The sequence below is a fragment of the Pseudoalteromonas sp. OOF1S-7 genome (assembly GCF_022347765.1).
GTDB lineage: Bacteria > Pseudomonadota > Gammaproteobacteria > Enterobacterales > Alteromonadaceae > Pseudoalteromonas.
On the sequence record NZ_JAKRFZ010000005.1, the window covers coordinates 305,668 to 325,360 of the forward strand.

At 51.6% G+C, this 19,693-nt stretch carries 13 protein-coding genes; 9 read left to right on the top strand and 4 right to left on the bottom strand.

The genetic code is table 11. From position 1 onward, the window contains the following. Positions 1–46: 46 nt before the first annotated feature. On the top strand, positions 47–1,555 hold the full coding sequence (locus MHN33_RS10495; RefSeq protein WP_239397885.1) for a serine hydrolase: 1,509 nt from the start codon (positions 47–49) through the stop codon (positions 1,553–1,555). A gap of 207 nt (positions 1,556–1,762) precedes the next feature. Here the strand turns inward: MHN33_RS10495 and MHN33_RS10500 are convergent, their stop codons facing one another. Then, positions 1,763–2,206 (bottom strand): hypothetical protein, encoded by a 444-nt coding sequence (locus tag MHN33_RS10500; protein WP_239397886.1) that lies wholly within the window; start codon positions 2,204–2,206, stop codon positions 1,763–1,765. Between the two features lie 240 nt (positions 2,207–2,446). Between MHN33_RS10500 and MHN33_RS10505 the strand changes: the two genes are divergently transcribed. Both MHN33_RS10505 and MHN33_RS10510 read left to right on the top strand, forming a co-directional pair. Next, positions 2,447–4,372, top strand: coding sequence for an alkaline phosphatase D family protein (locus MHN33_RS10505; protein WP_239397887.1), 1,926 nt, complete (start codon positions 2,447–2,449; stop codon positions 4,370–4,372). Positions 4,373–4,428: 56 nt separating this feature from the next. Continuing rightward, positions 4,429–4,941, top strand: coding sequence for an ATP-binding protein (locus MHN33_RS10510; protein ID WP_239397888.1), 513 nt, complete (start codon positions 4,429–4,431; stop codon positions 4,939–4,941). Here MHN33_RS10510 and MHN33_RS10515 read toward each other — a convergent pair. Beyond that, on the bottom strand, positions 4,927–10,389 hold the full coding sequence (locus tag MHN33_RS10515; protein WP_239397889.1) for a response regulator: 5,463 nt from the start codon (positions 10,387–10,389) through the stop codon (positions 4,927–4,929). The two genes, MHN33_RS10510 and MHN33_RS10515, sit on opposite strands and share 15 nt — an antisense overlap. A 250-nt stretch (positions 10,390–10,639) precedes the next feature. Here MHN33_RS10515 and MHN33_RS10520 point away from each other — a divergent pair, with 250 nt between their 5' ends. Beyond that, positions 10,640–12,169, top strand: a complete 1,530-nt coding sequence (locus MHN33_RS10520; protein ID WP_239397890.1) for a response regulator — start codon at positions 10,640–10,642, stop codon at positions 12,167–12,169. A 42-nt stretch (positions 12,170–12,211) separates the two neighbouring features. On the opposite strand, the gene cysZ is transcribed toward MHN33_RS10520, so the two are convergent. Next, positions 12,212–12,940 carry a sulfate transporter CysZ gene (cysZ, locus tag MHN33_RS10525; protein ID WP_239397891.1) on the bottom strand — a complete coding sequence of 243 codons (729 nt, stop codon included), beginning with the start codon at positions 12,938–12,940 and terminating at the stop codon, positions 12,212–12,214. A 253-nt stretch (positions 12,941–13,193) separates the two neighbouring features. On the opposite strand from cysZ, the gene MHN33_RS10530 reads away from it, so the two are divergent. After that, complete coding sequence (locus tag MHN33_RS10530; protein WP_239397892.1) at positions 13,194–13,478, top strand: hypothetical protein; 285 nt, start codon at positions 13,194–13,196, stop codon at positions 13,476–13,478. A gap of 131 nt (positions 13,479–13,609) precedes the next feature. Further along, the gene (locus tag MHN33_RS10535; RefSeq protein WP_239397893.1) at positions 13,610–14,212 is read left to right on the top strand and encodes a CBS domain-containing protein; all 603 of its coding nucleotides are present in this window, start codon (positions 13,610–13,612) and stop codon (positions 14,210–14,212) included. 102 nt (positions 14,213–14,314) lie between these two features. On the opposite strand, the gene MHN33_RS10540 is transcribed toward MHN33_RS10535, so the two are convergent. After that, complete coding sequence (locus MHN33_RS10540) at positions 14,315–14,611, bottom strand: hypothetical protein (protein WP_239397894.1); 297 nt, start codon at positions 14,609–14,611, stop codon at positions 14,315–14,317. 134 nt (positions 14,612–14,745) lie between these two features. On the opposite strand from MHN33_RS10540, the gene MHN33_RS10545 reads away from it, so the two are divergent. From MHN33_RS10545 to zipA, 3 genes are read left to right on the top strand one after another with little or no spacing between them, the layout of a single operon-like run. Continuing rightward, on the top strand, positions 14,746–15,477 hold the full coding sequence (locus MHN33_RS10545) for an RNA methyltransferase (RefSeq protein ID WP_239397895.1): 732 nt from the start codon (positions 14,746–14,748) through the stop codon (positions 15,475–15,477). A gap of 46 nt (positions 15,478–15,523) precedes the next feature. Next, on the top strand, positions 15,524–18,931 hold the full coding sequence (locus MHN33_RS10550; protein WP_239397896.1) for an AAA family ATPase: 3,408 nt from the start codon (positions 15,524–15,526) through the stop codon (positions 18,929–18,931). Positions 18,932–18,947: 16 nt separating this feature from the next. After that, positions 18,948–19,676 carry a cell division protein ZipA gene (gene zipA, locus MHN33_RS10555; RefSeq protein WP_239397897.1) on the top strand — a complete coding sequence of 243 codons (729 nt, stop codon included), beginning with the start codon at positions 18,948–18,950 and terminating at the stop codon, positions 19,674–19,676. Positions 19,677–19,693: the final 17 nt, after the last annotated feature.

Here is a 19,693-nt window from a genome sequence, read left to right on the forward strand (position 1 = left end):
CAGCAAGCTAGGATATGCACACAATAATAACCATCCGGAAATCATTATGAAATTACACGCACTACTCACTTTGGCTTGTGCACTGACGCTGAATCCTCTCTCTGCATTGGCATCCACACCGCAACAGGCGGCAGATTATATTGCCGATTATATCGAGCGTACACCGGAACTTGGCCCGGGATTTGGCATGGTGGTGGTTAATCAGAATAAGGTGTTGCTCAATAAAGTATGGGGTAAGCGCAGGGCAGGTACTAATTTGCCTGTCACGCCACAGACACCGCTTTACATCGCTTCTCAGACAAAAGCCTATATGGGGCTGGTTGCCGCTCACCTGCATCATCAAAAGGTGCTTGACCTGTACGCACCTCTTAGCCAGTTTTGGCCTGCCAGTAGTTTTCCCGAAGGGGTTGATGCCAAACAGTGGCGTTTAATTGATTTGCTCTCTCACCAGGTACCTGTCAGTGCGGATTTTGTAACTGAAATGGAAGCCTATATGACGGAAGTGGCGGTCGATGACTATCCGTGGCTTGTCAAACGGTATGGCAAAAAACGCGATGAAGGATTTGAGTATGACAACCTTGGTTACAATATTTACGGGGCAATCTTACAACAGGTAACTGGTCGCAGCTGGCAGGACTGGCTCGCAACGGTACTGTTTAAGCCATTTAACATGCCGCACAGTTCAGCCCGTACATCAGACTTTGCGGCTGACGAAGTTGCCTGGAACCATATCTGGCAGGGAAGTGAAGCGGGGTGGACACCGGTTCCGCCAAAAACCGATGCAATGATGCACTCTGCAGGTGGCATAGTCACTTCTACCTCAGACATAACAAAATGGCTGCAACTGAATTTGTCTGCGGGTCAGGGCAGTATTTCTGCCGCTGATCTGGCGCTGTCACACAAGCAGGCGGTTGCGCTTGATCCACAAGCGCGTAATGTTTACCGGATCCCCTGTCATGGTTATTCACTTGGATGGAATATCTGCACCTTTAAAGGTTACTCTGTGCTGATCCATGGGGGTGGCTATACCGGCTCACGTTCTTTGATGGCCATTGTGCCAGAGCTAAAAATAGGGCTGGCGACTTTTTCGAACTCAGACAATATGACGGGCCGTTATACCATTCAGACGATTAAGCAGTATTTGTTGTATTTGCTGGATGCACCTGAATATAAAACCGCAGAGCGGGAAAACCTGAGCACCTATCAGGACAAAGTTGCCAAACTGCTTAATCGACGTCAACAACGCCTGAATGAGGCCGAGCAAGCTGATCACTGGCAGCAGTGGCGTTATACGCCTTCAAAAAAAGAGCTAGCAAACTATGCCGGGCACTATCGCGGCGACAATACCTATCTGGATCTGACACTGACAGTAAACAAGGACCACCTGAGCGGGCACAGTTTTGACTATCGCTTTACGCTCAAGCCAGCTACTCAATCTCGGTTTGCGCTCTACGATGTGCCGTTTGCTCAACCTCAGCCTGTCGAATTTAAACTGAATGAAGAAGGGAAACCTGTCAGCCTGGAATGGGCTGGTCGGGTTTATCAGCGTCAGTAGTCAAAACGAGCGTGTTGCGGTTCGGTGTCACAGTGGTTGACCCTGTTGTGTACTATCGTGACTGTAGTTATTTTGAGTACTTAAAATGCCGCAAAACCTCTACAGTTAAGTGATATTAGGCGGCAGTCTTGTTGATTGCCGCTCGCTCCATCCTTAATTTGATTACCACTCAAAATAAAGAGAAACGGCGACTGATTTCGAATATCCTCATCGCAGCAGCGTGATTAAATGGTGCAGTCGTGGTTGTAAATCACCGTAAATATCGGGGTCAGTATTAAATTCGTCCAGCCTGTTCGAGATAAAAAGCAACGCCTCTCTACTTTGGTGTAAGAGTTCTATTGTGTTGACTGTTTCGTCACTTAGCTTGCCTTCCAATAAGGACAGAAAACAATCGGCTATTGCCGATTTATCGAATTCGTCGTGCCTGCACGTAACGATAAAGCGAACAAAATAGGGAAAACAGGCCATCAGTAAATTGGCCGGCATAAACCTGAGTTCATCTGCACGCTCAATAAAATTGATTTTAAAGCGCTTCAGTATCTCTTGCTCTGACTGGTTAAAGAACACCGATTTGGCATAGATTAAATCAGGATCTGCTTCACTTTGCCCAATTGCCTCATCCCACTGGTTTTCAGATATATTGACTGACATGTCGTATTAGTCCTGACTGGATACGCAGGCCCATTACCGGTGCCCTGCAAAAGTGTTTCTATATTAGTTCCATAAGAAGTCAGAACCAAGACCTTTTACTCAACTTACTATTACCGACTCAAAGGAGTTCTTTGGGGCGGTTAGTCAACCTGTATGAAGCGTTGCAGTCGGGTTTATAAATGGTGTGGTTATCTACAGCGTGACTATACTTTATCCGTCCAATGACAGGAGAAAAGGAATATGAAGATACTCAGCGGGCCTATGCTCAGGCGTTTAGAGTCTAACTGTGCTTATATCTGGCTGGTGATCCAGGAGGAGTTTGATGATGCATTCCAGGGGAAATTTGACGTTGCATTACTCAGTGCACAAACCTGGCTGGGGCGCGAACAGCTATCTGGTGACAGCGAGTGCATCGATATAAAGCTGGCAGAGTCACTACACGCCGTGATGGTGTGCCTGAAAGCGCCAGCAAGCGGCTGGCCAGAGGCTAAATCCGTGGGATATGACCTGTGTTATGGTCAGCAAAGCTTGTTTCAGCCAGTCTATTTTTACGGGCCTTTACCTCTGTATCATGATGAAGCGTATCCCAGCTTTCGATATTATCCGGAGAGCACGAAAATAATGAGTGCATCTTGCCGCAAGCCCCATGGCGCAAAGCAGGATGCGCTGGCGGCGTATGACCGTAAAATCGAACAGTCTGGATCCTTGAATAAGCTTCCCGATGTGTTGTTTCTTACCGGCGATCAGATCTACGCCGACGATGTGGAACCGCAGGTTGCAAAGCTGATCTATCAGTATGCCAGCGAGCTCTTCCCAGATGAAGCGTTGGCGGGCAATCCATACAGCGGGCACTCACTGGACTCGATTGGCTGGCGTAACCGTCACTCTTTGCTGAATGAGTACAGTGGTTTTTACACGAGTGAAGGGGAATATCACTTACTCGGCTTTCGCGAGTATCTGACTATGTATCTGCTGGCGTGGGGCGGGCTGTACCATGACCTGCCTAAGCCCGAGCGCCCATTGCTCACTTGGTTTAACGGTAAGAAGCAGCTCAAAAAGTACCGTGCGATGTGGCGTAGCTATTACAAGGCGAGAAATTTTTTAGCTCAAAGCTGGCGAATCAGGCGCTTATTGGCGCATGTGCCCACTTATATGATGTTTGACGATCATGAAGTGACCGATGACTGGAATCTCAGTGCAGAGATTCAGACCCTGCTCAGCAAAAGGGGAAGTTTGGGTCAGCAGGTGGTAACCAACGCACTGGCGGCATTTACTCTTTGCCAGGCCTGGGGCAATGCACCGGAGCAGTACACTAAGTTTATTAAATGCGTGTTGCCCAACTTTATTGGCGGGCTGACAGTGTATAACGCTCGCCAGTACCAAGATACTTTTGACAAGCTGAATGGGCAGAATTTTACGACATTAAGTGCCACTAATCCGCCAGCAATACTACTCGATACTCGCACGCAGAGAGGCTTTCGGCCCGGAAAAACTTTTACTCCTTTACTAATGAATAACAAAGCACTCAGGCAGATGCGGGCGCTGCTGGCCACTCTGGAGCCTACCCCCAGGGAGCTGATAGTGGTGTCTCCAGCACCGGTTTATGGTTTTAGAAAAGTGGAAAAATTTCAATTGAGTATCCCTAGGGCATTAAAGTGTTGGGGTGCTACGCGTGCGGATGCTGAATGTTGGATCAGCGATACGGAGCAAATGAATAAGTTTCGACGTACTTTGCTTGAGTTACCCGAGCTTCATAATTGCTACATTCTATCCGGCGATGTGCACTACGGGTATTGTCGTCGTGAACAGTTAGTTCATCCACTCAACGCGCACAACGTCGAGTTTTGGCAACTGACCAGCAGCTCAGTGTCGAATGTGCCAAAAGGGAATCTTGCGATCCTTCTGAACTGTCTTCATTACATTACGCTACGTTACCGCCCTTTTATACGGAAGAACTCTCATTATCTGCTACCGTCAAACGTGCAAGGGCGGTTTCTGACTGGTCACCTTAACCTGGGTCTTCTTGAGTTAGGTCCGCTTGACGACTCAGGTGAACAAACGCGGAATTATGTCCTATCCGTATTGCAACCGAATGGCAAATGGCACGACTGGCACTATGACCTGCAAAATCCGACTCTGCTGACGCAAGCTCCAGTGAGAGATTGACTAAGCAGGCTAAAGCACAGACACTCAGGTTTTAGGCTTATTTTTAGGGAGAATCGATGGCATCACGTGGCACACTCTATTATTTATGCGGCAAAATGGGGGCGGGCAAATCCACTCTGTCGCGTAAGCTGGCTCAGGAACATCAGGCGGTGGTGCTGTCAGAGGATGACTGGCTGGCAGCGCATTACCCGGGCCAAATCCAAACCTTCGATGATTACATCGAGAAATCTCGGCTAATCAAACCTTTTATTAAAGCGCATGTGCAAAGCTTGTTGCAGCTGGGGCTGAATGTGGTGATGGATTTTCCGGCTAACACCCGCCGACAGCGTGTCTGGTTTGTGGAGCTGAGCGAAGCGGTACAGGCCAAACATCAACTTTACTATCTGGATGTCGGTGATACACAATGTCTGGCGCAGCTGGCAAAGCGTCGTGTTGAACAGCCTGCGCGGGCACACTTTGATAATGAGGCGGTTTTTTATCAGGTGAGCCAGTATTTTGAGCCACCTGAGGAAAGTGAAAACCTGACTTTAGTGCAGGTAACGGACGTCAGCGGCTCAGGCGTCCAGTGAGGATGTCAGCTGTTGCTCAAGTGTCGTCAAAGTCTCACCTGCGCCATCAAAATCAAAATCCTCAATCTGGTTAAAGAGTTGCTCAGCGAGGGGCTGCTGGAGTGTACCGCTTAGCGCCTCCAGTAATGTATCAGCCTGGTCACTGGCATCCATATCCGAATCACTGATCAGGACTTTGAGCTGTGCAAGTAGGGCCGTTATATCAATGTCCTTATGTGCGTTTGCTGAGTGACTTGTTTCGTTGCTATGTTCAGTGGTTTCGTGCTTATTCAGTGCCAGCGAAATTGCATCAATCAGCGCATTCAGGCTGGTTAGCAATTCGTCCATTATGGTCTGTATCGGTGCATTGTTGGCACAGGCTGATTCTAACTCACCAGCCTGTTGGGCCACCAAAACAGCCCCGATATTACCGGCGCTGCCTTTGAGTGTATGGGCACACCGCATTGGGCCCTGTGGATCTGTGTCGGTATGTGCCTGGGCCTCGGCAAAGGCCTGCTCGAATTGCGCCTGTTTCTCACAAAACCGCCTAAGCAGCTTTTTGTACAGGGCGGTATCGCCTTCGCTGATGGCGAGCCCCGCCTGGATATCCAGCCCGGCTATCGCAGCTAAGTCCTCTGATGTATCCGTTGATGCTGGCAATGGCCGTTCGCTGGCGGCGGACAGATCCGCTGGCTGACTCGGGACGACCCAGCGAGCGAGCGTAGCAAACATTTTGCGCGGGTTCAGGGGTTTTTCAATAATGTCATTCATGCCGCATTCCAGCGCTTTTTGACGGTTATCCAGCATCACGCTGGCGGTCATAGCGATGACCGGCAGGTCCTGCCACCTGGGTTGCTGGCGGATGGCTTCGGTTGCGCTGTAACCGTCCATCACCGGCATCTGGCAGTCCATCAGTACGCCATCGTAGTGGCGCTGTTGCAGCATCTCCAGTGCCTGCTGACCCTGTTCGGCTACATCGACCCGAATGCCGTTTTTCTCCAGTAAGGCAATGGCCAGCTCCTGGTTCAGGTCATTGTCTTCAACCAGCAGTAAATGCGCACCGGCGACCGCGTGAGACGGTTCCTCGGTATTCGTCTCGCTGTGTTCACCGATATTTGGGTCGCCAAACAGGCTGAGCAGACAGGCAGCAAGTGGCTTGGGGAAAACCGGTTTACTAAGGGTATAGCTGACATCGGCTTCTGCGCTGTCGCCGCTATGGTTTAGCAGCACGACGGGCAGCGTTGCACGCAGTGAGTCGGGTAAGATAGTCAGGCAGCGACTGTCTGCCAGAATACACTGGGCACTTTTGATGGCTGGCGAATCCGGGTCAAAGGCGTCCCGGCCAATGACCTCGGCGCTGACTCCAAAAACATGCAGGTAGCGTTTGAGCGTGCTTGCGGCATACTGGTTGTCATCGAGGATCACCGCATGTTGCACCGATAGTTCAGGTAAACAGGTATCGCTGTTGTCACACAATTTCACAACAATATCAAAGGCAAAGGTACTGCCTTCACCGGCAATACTCTGGCAGCTGATCTGGCCACCCATCAGCTCCACCAGTTTTTTGCAAATGGCCAGCCCCAGACCGGTACCGCCGTACTTGCGGGTTGTTGAGGTATCTGCCTGGCTGAAAGATTTAAAGAGCTTTTGTTGCTGCTCCTCGGTCATGCCAATGCCGGTGTCTATGACCGCAAACGCCAGCGTCTCTTTGTCGCCCGCCTGTGGTGACACATCAATGATCACATCGCCGCCCTGGTCCGTAAACTTAATCGCATTACTGCCCAGGTTTAGTAGCACCTGTGAGATCCGCAGCGGATCGCCTGTCAGGCGCGCCGGGATCCCCGGGTCCAGCATCACACACAGCTCTATGTCTTTTTCCCGAGCTTTAATGGTTAGCAGGTCAATGCTCTGAGTCAGGGTTTCTTCCAGATCAAACTCAATGGCTTCAATATCGAGCCGGCCCGCCTCAATTTTAGAAAAATCGAGAATGTCATTGATGATCCCAAGGAGCGACTCGGCACTGCGATTGATTTTCTCCACATAATTGCGCTGCTGACGGTTCAGGGCGGTTTGCAGGGCCAAATAGCTCATGCCGATGATGGCGTTCATGGGGGTGCGAATTTCATGAGACATATTGGATAAAAAATCGGACTTGGCCTGGGTGGCGCTTTCTGCTCTATCTTTGGCTTTTTGCAGTGCCACCTGTAGCGCTTTGGCGTCGCTGATATCCATATGAATACCAAACACTTCCTTGCCTCCCGGACCATGTTTGGCAACCACGCTGCGGCCAATACTGAGGATCCATTTCCAGCTGCCATCGGCACATTTCATACGCATTTCATGGCGAAAGGTATCGCTGTCACCACGCGCATGGGCCAGTAAGGCATCTTCGGTTGCACTCAGGTCTTCCGGGTGAATGAGCTGATGCCAGCGGGCAATACTCGGGCCGTATCTTTGCTCCAGCTCGTCGCACTGATAGCCCAGCATTTCTGACCATACATCGTTGGTGATCAGCTGGCCACTGCTGATATCCCACTCCCAGGTACCGGCATTAGCCCCCGACATGGCCAGCTCCAGCCGTTGCTCCGCCTCCTTGAGTTCACCATAAGACAAGGTATTGGCCAAAGCCACCGCCAAGTGATTGGCGACAACCCGTAAGATTGCGCGCTGAGCCCGGGTCAGCGCGTGCTCATGGTTAAATTGCAGGGTAAATACGCCCAGCACTTCGCCGTCGACCACCAGCGGGGCACAAAACACACTTTGCGTGGCCGCGCCGTGCAGGTTATCGGCGGCATCTAATGCCAGTTTCTGCCAGTCCTGCTGACAGGCGGCATATACGGGGGTGGCTTCTTTGACACAGTACACATCTGCACCCCGGCTGGTGCTCAGTTTGCTGATCAGCGCTGCAAACGGCTTATCATCCTGTACGGCATAGATGTAGTCTATGTACTGCTGCTCGCGATGATAAATACCCACCGCACAAAACTCGCAGGGCAGGGTTTGTTTGAGGTGCTGATAAATGGTTTCACAAATAACTTTCATATCGTAGGTGGCTGCCACTTCTTTACCCACTTCGCCCAGTACCACCAGCTCCTGAGTACGCTGCGCTACTTTTTGTTCCAGCTTTAAACTGGCCAGACGCAGCCTGCGCTCTCTGATATGTACAATGGTAACAATTGCAATGATAAGGGCCGCGGGTAATAGAATCTTAAACCACAGGGTTTCATACCAGGCGGGCAGAGAAATGATCGGCAAGCCAATCGGTGTATCATTCCACACACCATGGTTATTGCTGCCCAGTACTTGCAGCACATACTCGCCCGGTGGCAATGAGCGGTAACTGGCGCGGGGCGTGTCCGTGATTGCACTCCAGTCGGCATCGTGCCCCAGCAACTTGTAGCGATAGCGATTATCTTCCGTGGCATGATAATCCAGGGCGGCAAAATAGACTGCCAGGTTTCTGTCTCTGTGGGTAAACTCAATGCCGTTATCAAGCTTGTCTATACGCATCCCATCGCGCTCGGCATAGGTGAAAACCAGAGGCGGCGCAGAGATATTGACGTAAACCGTCAGCGGATTAAACCCGGTGATGCCATCTATGCTGCCAAACAGAATCTGTTCATCATAGGTCACAAAAGAGCGTGCCAGAAAGTGGTTATTCCCCAGTCCGTCGTGGGTGGTAAACTGATGAAAAATACCACTGAGCGGGTCGAGCTGAAACACGCCCCCCGAGGTGGCCAGCCATAATAATCCCAGCTCGTCGGCTACGATGGATTTAACGGCAAAGTTGGCTTGTGAGGTGGTGTTATTAAACCGCACAAAGCGCTTCTCATCCAGTGCATAGCGAGTCACGCCATTATTGCTGGCAAACCACAGGTAGCGGCCGCTCTGAATACCCTGATTGATATGACGGCCATCCAGGCTGGTGGCGGTATTGTCGGGCAGATAGTGCTGTGTTTGGGTTAAATCCGGGCTAAGACGAAACAGACCGTCCCCGTCGCTGCCTATCCAGACTTGCTTATCACTGTCGAGCAGTATAAAAGTCGGATCGGTATTGGGCACAAAGTGCTGAACTTCACCGCTTGGCGGATGCCAGCGTGTGACCCTGCGCTCACCTGCAACGATTAGCCAAACCCACCCCTGTGCATCAAAATTAACATAATCGACGGGGGAGCCGTCCCGCACGCCTTCAGGCATAAAGGGTGTTAAAGTGCGGTTTAGCTCATCAACCTTAAACAGCCCAAAATTAGTCCCTGCATAGAGCTGGCCATCGGCATCCCGGTTTAGGTGATGCACTCTGAGCCGGTAGTCACCGGTTAGCTCCTCGGGTGAAGCGAACGGAATAAATTGTCCGTGACCATCGAAATGCACCAGGCCCCGACCGGTGCCAAGCCACACGCCACCTTCAATGGCCCTTGCCATACTCAGCACCTGATTAAATAACCCGGAGAGCTGCTGATCTTCTAAAAAGTGGTGCCAGGCTTTAAAGGCAGGTGGGTGGGGAAAGACTTTAATAACACCGGAGTAGCGCGTTGCCGCCCACATCAGCCCGGTCTGATCAATCAGCACCTGGCGAACATCGCGGTTTTGCAGTAACGCCAGCTTGCCGTCCTGTGCCGTGGGAATAAACTTCTCCTGCAAAGGAGAGAAGCGGTAGATACCGGCAAAGGTCGACAGCAGGATATCGCCCTGATGGTGCAGCAGGCTGGATACACTGGGCAGGCTCTGTTGATTGAGCTGATAGGTATGAAAACGCTGAGTATCTGGATCAAATCGGCCAAAGCTGGTGCGGGTGGCCACCCAGAGTCGGCCATCGGCGGCAACGGAGACCTGCCGGACTTCCGGGTGGTCGAGCGATTGTGGCGCAACCTTAAATGCACTGAACTGGCCATTTTGGCGGTCAAGCCGGTAGAGCCCATCTGAGGTGGCACACCAGATATTGCCCGCTTGGTCTTCGGCAATACTCCACACCCGGTTGTTGCCCAGGCTGGTGGGGTTACTCGGGTCGTGGGTAAAACGCTTGAATCCGCTGCCATCGGCTTTGAGACGGTTGAGCCCGCCGCCATTGGTGCCAACCCAGAGGCTGCCATCCTCGCTTTCGAACAGCGCCTGTACTTTGTCCGCCCCCAGCGACTGCGCATTTGCCGGGTCATGACGAAAATGCTGAAACCCTTGCTGAGCGCCCAAGAACAGGTTCAGGCCACCGCCCCAGGTACCGGCCCACAACCGGCCACGAGTGTCGAACAGCAATACACTGACACTGTCGGCAGACAGCGAGCTGGGATCGCCTGGAATGTGCCTGAAATTACTAAACTGATAGCCATCGTAGCGTTTTATGCCATCGGCACTGCCAAACCACATAAAGCCCTGCTGATCTTTGCTGACGGCATAGATTTGCGGGGTATTCAGGCCGTTATAGGTGGCGATATTTTCAATTTTTAGCGTGGTGGCCAGCACTTTTTGTGTCAATACAGCACATAACAGCCATATCACCGCTAAACTAACAGTGAGTGCTAAACCCCGGCGCCGTGGTCGGGTTGTGCATGAGACAGAGATAACTGGCATAACGTTGGCCTGTTGCGGGTTTATTGATTCGTTGTACAAAGGTTAGACAGATATTAGAAACCTGTGCACAATAACAGCAAATAAATTTTCCGGCGCTGTAACCCCTTAACTGTGCCAGGTCCGATTTTGGGACGGCTGGCTTTAGGAGATAAGAATGGACAATGGCAGTGCAGTAACCACTATGACTATCCTGGTTGTTGAACCGCACGAGACCATACGCTCCATGGTGGCCAATATCGTCACCGGCCTTGGACGAGTTAATGTGTTGCAAAGCCCCAATGGTGCCGACGCCCTCGATAAGCTGCAATATCAGGACATCCACCTCATAATTGCCGACTGGATGCTGCCCAAGCTGGCGGGTATCGACTTGTTAAAAGAAGTGCGAAAGAATCCGCGCACGGCGGCTATCCCGTTTGTAATGACCGCTACGTCCATACAGCAATCTCAGGTCCTGCAGGCCATTAAATGTGGTGTGTCTGAATATGTGGTTAAGCCGTTTTCCAGCAAAATTATGCTGGAACGCCTGCGCCGTGCGCTCAACAAACCGGTCAGGCCATACCACGGCGAAGTGGCTGAAGAAGAAGCGGTGGTGGAGCAGCCTATTCAGGTGCTGGTGGTCGATGATGTGGCAGACAACATCAAGATCATCGGTGATGTGCTGCGCAAGGAATATAAGGTGAAAGCGGCGCTAAGCGGTGCCAAGGCATTGCAGATCTGCGCCGCAGAGCCGCAACCCGATCTGGTCCTGCTGGATATCATGATGCCAGGCATGGACGGGCTGGAAGTCTGCCGGCGCCTTAAAGATGACCCCCACACCCAGCATATTACGGTGATTTTTTTAACGGCGCTGGAGCAAACGGAGCACGTAGTGCGAGGGTTAGAACTTGGGGCGGTCGACTATATAACTAAACCTGCTAACCCGTCGGTGGTTAAATCGCGGGTGCGTGCGCATTGCCGCAACATTGAATCGAATCGCCTGATGCGTGCGCAGATAGATGCCATGATCGACAATGCCAGATTACGCGACGAATTTGACAGCCTTACGCAGACTAACCTGGCAAAACCGGTGTCGGACATTCGCAGCTCAACGGCGCTGCTGGCACGGAACATAAAAGAACCGGAGCGGGCCCGGCGTTATCTCAGTTTTATCCAGCACAGCTGTTTGCGGCTTCAGCATGCCATGGACAGTATGTCGGCCATGGCGAAAATCGAAGCGAATGAGTATCAGCTAAATCCCGTCAGCCACCCGATACACAAAATCATAGAAGCCGTGCTGGAAGATTTGGCCCCTCTGATTGAAGCCTCAAAAATTCAGCTGCGCACTGTGGTCTCTAAAGATTTGTTGTTTTTTGGTGAACCGGCCTTGTGTTACACCTTATTCCATAACCTTATCAGCAATGCGCTGGAAGCGGTTAAGACCAAGCCCCTGGTGACCATCAGTGCGCAGCCTGCGGAGCAACAGCTGACGGTGATCATTCAAAACCCCGATCCGGTGCCGGACGGTGTCAGAACCCGTTTTTTCGATAAGTTTGTGACTTTTGGTAAGCCTGAGCGCGCTGGTGTTGGTACCTACACTGCCAAATTGCTCACAGAAGCGCAGCAGGGACAGATAGATTTTAATACCGACGAGCAGCGCGGCACTGAGGTCACGGTCAGTCTGCCGTTAGGAGAAAAAGCCAGTTAGCCTGCCGGGTAGCCTCTGCGTCCGACAGGCTGGCATCAGCGCTTAACTGCGAAATTGCGTGCGGTAATTCTCTACCCATAATTTGGTCGCGCCACATACCGCCGCCGGCATCACAATCAGATTTATAATCGGAATGCTGGTCAGCACCATGACGGCAAATCCAAAGCCATAGGACAGCCCCTGGTGTGCTTTTAAGGTGTCTTTCATCTCTTTAAAAGAGATTTTGTGGTTATCAAAGGGGTAGTCGTTATACTGCACGTTGTACATCCAGCATGAAAACAACACCCAGAGTATCTGGCCAATGAAAGGCAGCATCCACAGCAGGATGAAAAAACCTATGGCGCGTGGCAGATAGTAAACCAGCTTGCTCCATTCGCGGCCCAGCATACGGGGCACATCTTTCACCAAATCGGCAAAGCTATCGTCGTTAATTGGCTGTCCGGTCAGATGCAGTTCAACTTTTTCAGATAACAAGCCATTGAATGGTGCCGCAATAAAGTTGGTGATCACCGTAAACACCATGCTGTAACTGAATAAAATCACTAAAATGGCAATGGGCCACATTAACCATTCCAGCCAGCTGAGCCAGTCCGGCAGCAGGCCATTCAGGTAGGCAAAGCCCTGTGTCAGCCAGTCATACAGGAAAAATAACGAGCCGCCAAATAGCAACACATTGATAAGCAGTGGAATAAACACAAAGCGTTTTAGTCCTTTCTGGCTTAACAGTGAAAAGCCAGCGACAAAATACTCCATACCTTTGGTCAGTTGCATTGAAATACCTCTGTACTGAAAGTTCTGTCCTCATTATAAAACTGCGCAACACAAAAAGGGCAGTCTAATCAGTAACAAATTGTACATACCATGCCATCTTATTGTGTTTTCGACGGTTTCCTAACTGGCGGGCATAACACACCCGTTATGGGCTAAAGCAAGGGAAAATTAATTTTCAGATTATTGCACTTTGTTGGTTGAAACCACACCAGCTTGCCTATACATTGAAAATATCGACTTCGGGAGTTTGTTCATGCAATCGCGTTACTGGGTTTTAGTATTGTGCCTGATGGTGTCACTGACTGTGAACGCCAGCTGCGGCAATGTGTCAGTACAGACCACGCAATTGAGCCAATTTCTGATCGACAACGATGACGATGATAACGGTAAACTCGACAGCGATCCGGTCATTGTTTTATACAGTGTGCACGATGAAGCCACAGCGCTGCCTTTGTGTTTGCGCACCGAAGCTTGTATCCATTATCCCACTCTTACCTATTACCAGCAGGGGATCCGTGCCCCGCCTGCTTTGTCTTAAGTCCACTTTAAAACTTAAATCTATATTTTTGTGTGCCTGTCATTTTAAGGCGGCGCGCGTTGTGTGCTTAAAGTCATGGCGAGTCTTGATACAGGCTAACCACTGACGCGACTCTGAAGTAGAGGTGCAATATGAATACGTTTAACCGACTGAATACGCTGGATGTAACCACCGAGCTGGCCGTGCAGGCTAATCCCTTGTCCATCACTGGTGATAACGACGGGCTTGATCGCCTGACGGTTTCAGCACAAAAGTATATGCATAATCTGGATGGTCAGACTGCCATTTACCTGGACCCGGACACCAGCATTGACGACGCCACGCTGGTGCTAAATAAAACCCATGTAGCGTCTATGTTTGTGGCACAAAAAGGGCAGTTACAGGGGATCATCTCTCAGGCCCGGCTTGGCAGCCGACATATATTAAAAGAAGCACAGTTACGTGGATGTCAGCGTAATGAGCTGGTGGTGAGCGATGTGATGTTGCCGTTGCAAACCCTCAAGCAGGTCAATCTGAACAAATTACGTGATGCAAGCGCCGGGGATGTGCTGGTGACCATGGAATCGCATGGTCTGGACTATCTGCTGGTGACTGAGCCGGAAACCAACCAGATCTGCGGGTATTTTGATTTGGTCGAGCTGATTAAAGTAGGCGGTCGTCCGGTAAATCAGCTGCGCCCCGCCGAGCATTTTAACGACATTGTGGTGTCTGTATTGCACCACGCAGAGCGCTGATCTCCATTGGGAGCGTACTGCCCAACCAATTTATTTCCTAAAGTTAATGTAAATTAACGCCAAGGCACCTGAGGGTGCCTTTTTTATAGCTGGCTCGCTCTATTATTCAGGAAATTTTACGCCATGGCGCTTGGCATACCAGTAGCATAAGGGCAGCTCAATCAGTGTAAAGGTAATGATCGTAAACCAGGCCCAGTTAACCTCAAACAAGATCAAAGAAAAAGCCAATCCTGAACCATAGTAGACCGAACCAACTATCGCGAGTGACACTAAGGTGGCGATCAGATCCTGAATGGATACTTTTTTCAGGTCACTGCCAGCGTAACGCGGGTAAATGACAAAATAGGCCAAACATAAAATAATGACGTTGAGCAGGGTAACCTTAAGTTCAATGGACATAAATACAGCTTATAGATACGAATGAGTGGCTATTTTACGGCCCGCACAGGGACTTTGGCAAGCAAGCGGGGGGTTGGCGCTGCCTTTTCCCTGCCATTGCGGTTATACTTTGCAGGTAAACCAATGAGGTAGGTATGCTGTCGAAAAATCAACAAAAGCTGCTCCGTGCGCTGGCGCAAAAAAAATATCGTAAACAATATGGCCAATACCTGGTACAGGGTGCCAAAAATGTGCAGGAGCTGCTGAGTGCGGGCAAGCCGGTGAAACAGATCTTTGCCACTGCCGAGTTTATTGCCGACCATCAGTTGCTGTTGAATACTCATGAAGTAGTGACGTGTGATGAGGCCGAGCTGAGTAAAGTCAGTACTCTGGTAAGCAACAATGCGGCCATTGCCATTGCTGAGACAGAGCCGCAAGCTGAGCTGAATACACAAGGGCTGGTCCTGGCGCTGGACGGCGTATCCGATCCTGGCAACCTGGGCACCATTATTCGCGTTGCGGATTGGTATGGTTTGCGCCAGATTGTGCTTAGCGAACACTGTGCCGACCACCTTAATCCCAAAGTGATCAGTGCAACTATGGGCTCTTTTGCCCGGGTTGATGTGATCAGAACCGATCTATGCGCGCTGCTAAAAACCTATGATGGGCCGATTTATGGGGCTTTCCTGGAAGGTCAAAGCGTGCATACTACGTCGTTTACAGCGCAAGGTATTTTGGTGATGGGCAGCGAATCGCATGGGATCAGTGATGCGGTGGCACAGCATATCAACCAGCCTGTCACCATTCCGGCATTTGGTGGCGCGGAGTCGCTGAATGTGGCGATGGCCACGGGGATCATCCTCGATAACATCAAGCGCCACGGTTAAGGTGGTGGCTTTGAATCTGTGTGATTGCACTTAAGCTTTTGTTTCTATGCGCCTGAGTAGCATTAAACTGGCCGGCTTTAAATCTTTTGTCGAGCCCACCAAAATTCCTTTCCCGGAGCCGATGACCTGTGTTGTCGGTCCCAACGGGTGTGGCAAATCTAACGTGATTGATGCGGTGCGCTGGGTATTGGGTGAAAGCTCCGCCAAAAACCTCCGTGGCGATGCCATGACCGACGTGATCTTCAATGGGTCAACCCACCGTAAACCTGTCTCTCAGGCTTCCGTTGAGCTGCTGTTCGATAACACCGAGGGGCGTTTGCCAGGCTCTATGGCCGACCGTACCCAGGTCGCAATTAAGCGTCTGGTGACTCGGGATGGCCAGTCGCTGTACTTTCTCAACGGCAGTAAATGCCGCAAACGTGACATCACCGATATTTTTCTTGGCACCGGTCTTGGCCCACGCAGTTATGCCATCATAGAGCAGGGGATGATCTCGCGACTGATTGAGAGCAAACCGCAGGAGCTGCGTATTTTTTTGGAAGAAGCCGCGGGGGTGTCCAAGTATAAAGAGCGTCGCCGGGAAACCCAGACGCGGATCAAAAGCACCCGGGAGAACCTGGAACGATTGCTGGATATGCGTCAGGAGCTGCAAAACCAGCTCGACAGGCTGGCCAAACAGGCCGACGCCGCGCGCCAGTACCGAGACCTCAAGGCGCAGGAGCGTACCCTGAAAGGCCAGCTGGCGGTGTTAAAGTGGCAGGAATTACATGCCAAACAACAGGAAAAAACCACTCAGATCACTAAGCTGAACGAGCAGCTGACCTTTTTAGAGCAGGCGCACGGCGGACACGACGATGTGCTGGCGAGCTTTGAGCAGCAGGTGACCCACTTCAGTGATGCGCAGGCAGCATTACAACAGCAGCTACACAGTACACAAACCCAGTTAACCCGCATTGAACAACAAAAGATCCACCTGAGTGAAAAACGTCGTGAACTGGCAGATAAACACACCCAGTTGAATGAAGAAATTGCGCAGGCTCAGGCGCTTTATGAACAACAACAGCAGCATTGTGCAGAGCTCGATGAGCAGTGTGAAGCGCATCAGGAGGCCTCTGAGATCAGTGCTGAAAAGCTCGCTGAAGCTGAGTTACTCATAGATGAAAAAATGCAGCAGCTACAAGCACATGAAGCAAGCTGCCAGGCGGCGCAACAGGCGTTGGAGAAAGCACGCCAGCATACTCAGCAGTGCCAGCTGGCGCTGCAGCGCCTGACTCAACAACAACAGCATCAGCGCCAGCGGCAGGCGCAACTGGTACAGCAACAAGCCCAGCACAGTGCGCAAAACCCGGCTGAGACGCTCGCCGAGCAACAAAAGGCGCACCAGGAGCTGGTGCATGCAATGGCCATCTCACAACAAGAAAACCAGCGACTGGGCGCAGAACTGCAACGCCTGAACGAAGCCAGAACGGCACTACAGAATCAACGTCAGGCGCAACAAGTCAGGCTCGGGCAGGCGCAGGCTCAGGTTCAGGCGCTGGAAAAACTTACCCGTGCCCAGCAAGGAGACAGCCAGGATGCGCCAGGCGAGCCACTGCTTAGTGTACTGAGAGCTGAACCGGGGCTTGAAGCGATTGTAGAGCGTGCCATGTTCGGGCTGGGGTCATTGCGGATCACTGAACAAGACTGCGCCAGCCGTATCTGGCCAGCGCCTGAGGGCGAAAAAACGCCGGGCAGCGTGGCAACGCTTGTGCAGTCCGAAATTTATCCGGACTTTCTCAATCAGATTGAATGGCTGGGACAGGCTCGCCATTTTAGCGCCCGTGGTGCGTTTTTTGCAGCAATCGACGACGAAGGCACCCTGTATGGCGGCAACTGGCAGGCGCAGGAGGAAGATACACAGTCGGGGAGCCTGCTTGCCCATTACAGTGAGCTTCGGGCTCACAAGGCTGCATTGCCGGAAATTGAAGCGCAGCTGAGTGAGCTGGAAGCATCACTGACGCCTCTGGAGAGCGCTGTGACAACGTGCTCACAACAGCTCGAAGCGAATAAGCAAGCAATCCATGAGGCGGCCAAGCAGGTGGCCAGCAGCCAGACCCGGGTCGATATGTTGCTCGCTCAGCAAGCCAGCTGGCAGCAACAAAGCAGCCAGCTTGAGCGCAGCCAGCACGAGCTGGACGAGCAGGGCGAATTGCTGGTGGCGCAGCTTGAAGAAAGCGAGCAGGCCCTTTGGCAGGCAGAAGAAGCACAAGAGCAGTTGCAACAGCAAATGAACCAGGCGGGCGAGGCGCTTGAAGCACTCAAGCGGGCACATCAGCAGCAGCAACAGCAGCAGCGTGATATTCAGCAACAGCACCATCAGGCCAAAATGAAACTCCAGCAGGTGCAAAGCGATGCACAGCTGGGTCAGACCAAACTCAGCCATCTGGCGCAAAGTTTGAAGCAGGGCACTGAAGCGCAGGCTCAGGTGCAGCAGCAACTAAACAGCTGCGATGAGCCCGGAGTCGAGCTGGAACAACAGCAAACCGAGCTACTGATCCGTCATACTGAACTGGAGCAGGCTGCAAAGGAAACGGCTGCAAAGCTGAGTGACGCAAAACAGCAGCTCGCCGACAAACAGCTGGCACTCAAAGATGCCCAGGCAAAAAGCACTCAGCTTAAAGAGCAACGCCAGCAGCTCGCACTTCAGGAGCAAAGTCTGATGGTGAAGGCGCAGGCCGCACTTGAACCTTTAGTTGAGCTACGTCAGACACTTAAAGACGTATTAGCGCAGTTACCGGAAGATGCGCAGGCCAGCAGTCATCAGGGCAAGCTGACCCGTATTGGACAGCAGCTGAGTTTGCTCGGTGCAGTTAACCTGGCGGCGATTGAAGAATTTGATGAGGCGCAGCAGCGCAAGCGTTACCTTGATGAGCAGCTGGATGACCTCAGTGCAGCACTGGAAACGCTCGAAGGCGCCATTCGTAAGATTGACCGCGAAACACGCAGCCGCTTTAAAAGCACCTTTGATCAGGTTAATCAGGGGCTGGCAGAGCTGTTTCCCAAAGTATTTGGCGGCGGCAGCGCCTATCTGGAACTGACCAGTGATGACCTGTTGGAGAGTGGGGTAAGCATCATGGCAAGACCACCGGGTAAGAAAAACTCGACAATTCATCTGTTAAGTGGTGGAGAAAAAGCCCTGACCGCATTATCATTGGTATTTTCAATATTTAGACTAAATCCAGCCCCGTTTTGTATGCTGGATGAAGTAGATGCACCGCTGGACGATGCGAACGTTGGACGCTTCTGCCGGCTGGTCGAAGAAATGTCGCAAACGGTGCAGTTTATTTACATCAGCCACAACAAGGTCGCAATGGAAATGGCGGGCCGGCTGACGGGGGTAACCATGGCGGAACCCGGGGTTTCACGTATGGTTGCCGTAGACATAGAACAAGCAGTGCAAATGGCGCATGCATAATAAGTAAAGGTGAGCAATGGCCACAGAATTAAGATGGGCATTAATCGTGATCAGTGCACTGATCATTGGTGGATTATTGATACATGGCTTATGGTCGGTGAGAAAAAAAGAGAACCAGGACACCGATAACCCCGCAGCCAACAAGAAACCCGCAGCCGCGCCTCAGCCGCAGCGCGAGGAAGAGCCACAGCTGGATGAAATGAGCTTTTCTGCCGTCGATGAAGACAAAGAGTCTGCACTGGCCCAAAGCCAAAGCGAAGCGGCAGAAACACCTTCAGATTCTGCTCAGCAACATGAAGAGGCACCGCAGGAGACTGCCTCACAGGAGACAGCGCCGCAGGACTTTATTATTCTGCATATTGAGATGCCGGAAGGCCTGACGATGGCAGGCTCTAAGCTGCTGCCATGTGTATTGAGTCTCGGCTTTAAGTACTCGGACGAAGGCTTTTTCAACCGTCATGTAGAGTCATCCGGCAATGGCCCGGTCTTGTTCCGGTTAGTGAATATGTATAACCCGGGCACGTTCGATATCGATAATATGGAACAGTTCAGCACCGGTGGCGTCAGCCTGTTTATGACGTTGCCGTGCGAAGGCGACAGCATGGCGGCGTTCAATATGCTGCACAGCGCCGCGAAAAAGCTTGCCGATGAATTTGGTGCCAGTGTGCTGGACAGCAGTCGTGAGCCACTCACTGTGAATACCACCCGTGCCTATGTTGAAAAGGTACGCGAATATACCGTTTAAGCGTTGATACTGCCTGC

Excerpts from the sequence above, each read along its gene's own strand:
- MHN33_RS10510 (WP_239397888.1), top strand. The coding sequence starts at position 4,429 with ATGGCATCACGTGGCACACTCTATTATTTATGCGGCAAAATGGGGGCG.
- MHN33_RS10520 (WP_239397890.1), top strand. The coding sequence starts at position 10,640 with ATGGACAATGGCAGTGCAGTAACCACTATGACTATCCTGGTTGTTGAA.
- MHN33_RS10500 (WP_239397886.1), bottom strand. The coding sequence starts at position 2,206 with ATGTCAGTCAATATATCTGAAAACCAGTGGGATGAGGCAATTGGGCAA.
- MHN33_RS10540 (WP_239397894.1), bottom strand. The coding sequence starts at position 14,611 with ATGTCCATTGAACTTAAGGTTACCCTGCTCAACGTCATTATTTTATGT.
- MHN33_RS10505 (WP_239397887.1), top strand. The coding sequence starts at position 2,447 with ATGAAGATACTCAGCGGGCCTATGCTCAGGCGTTTAGAGTCTAACTGT.
- MHN33_RS10535 (WP_239397893.1), top strand. The coding sequence starts at position 13,610 with ATGAATACGTTTAACCGACTGAATACGCTGGATGTAACCACCGAGCTG.
- cysZ (WP_239397891.1), bottom strand. The coding sequence starts at position 12,940 with ATGCAACTGACCAAAGGTATGGAGTATTTTGTCGCTGGCTTTTCACTG.
- MHN33_RS10495 (WP_239397885.1), top strand. The coding sequence starts at position 47 with ATGAAATTACACGCACTACTCACTTTGGCTTGTGCACTGACGCTGAAT.
- MHN33_RS10550 (WP_239397896.1), top strand. The coding sequence starts at position 15,524 with ATGCGCCTGAGTAGCATTAAACTGGCCGGCTTTAAATCTTTTGTCGAG.
- MHN33_RS10545 (WP_239397895.1), top strand. The coding sequence starts at position 14,746 with ATGCTGTCGAAAAATCAACAAAAGCTGCTCCGTGCGCTGGCGCAAAAA.
- zipA (WP_239397897.1), top strand. The coding sequence starts at position 18,948 with ATGGCCACAGAATTAAGATGGGCATTAATCGTGATCAGTGCACTGATC.
- MHN33_RS10530 (WP_239397892.1), top strand. The coding sequence starts at position 13,194 with ATGCAATCGCGTTACTGGGTTTTAGTATTGTGCCTGATGGTGTCACTG.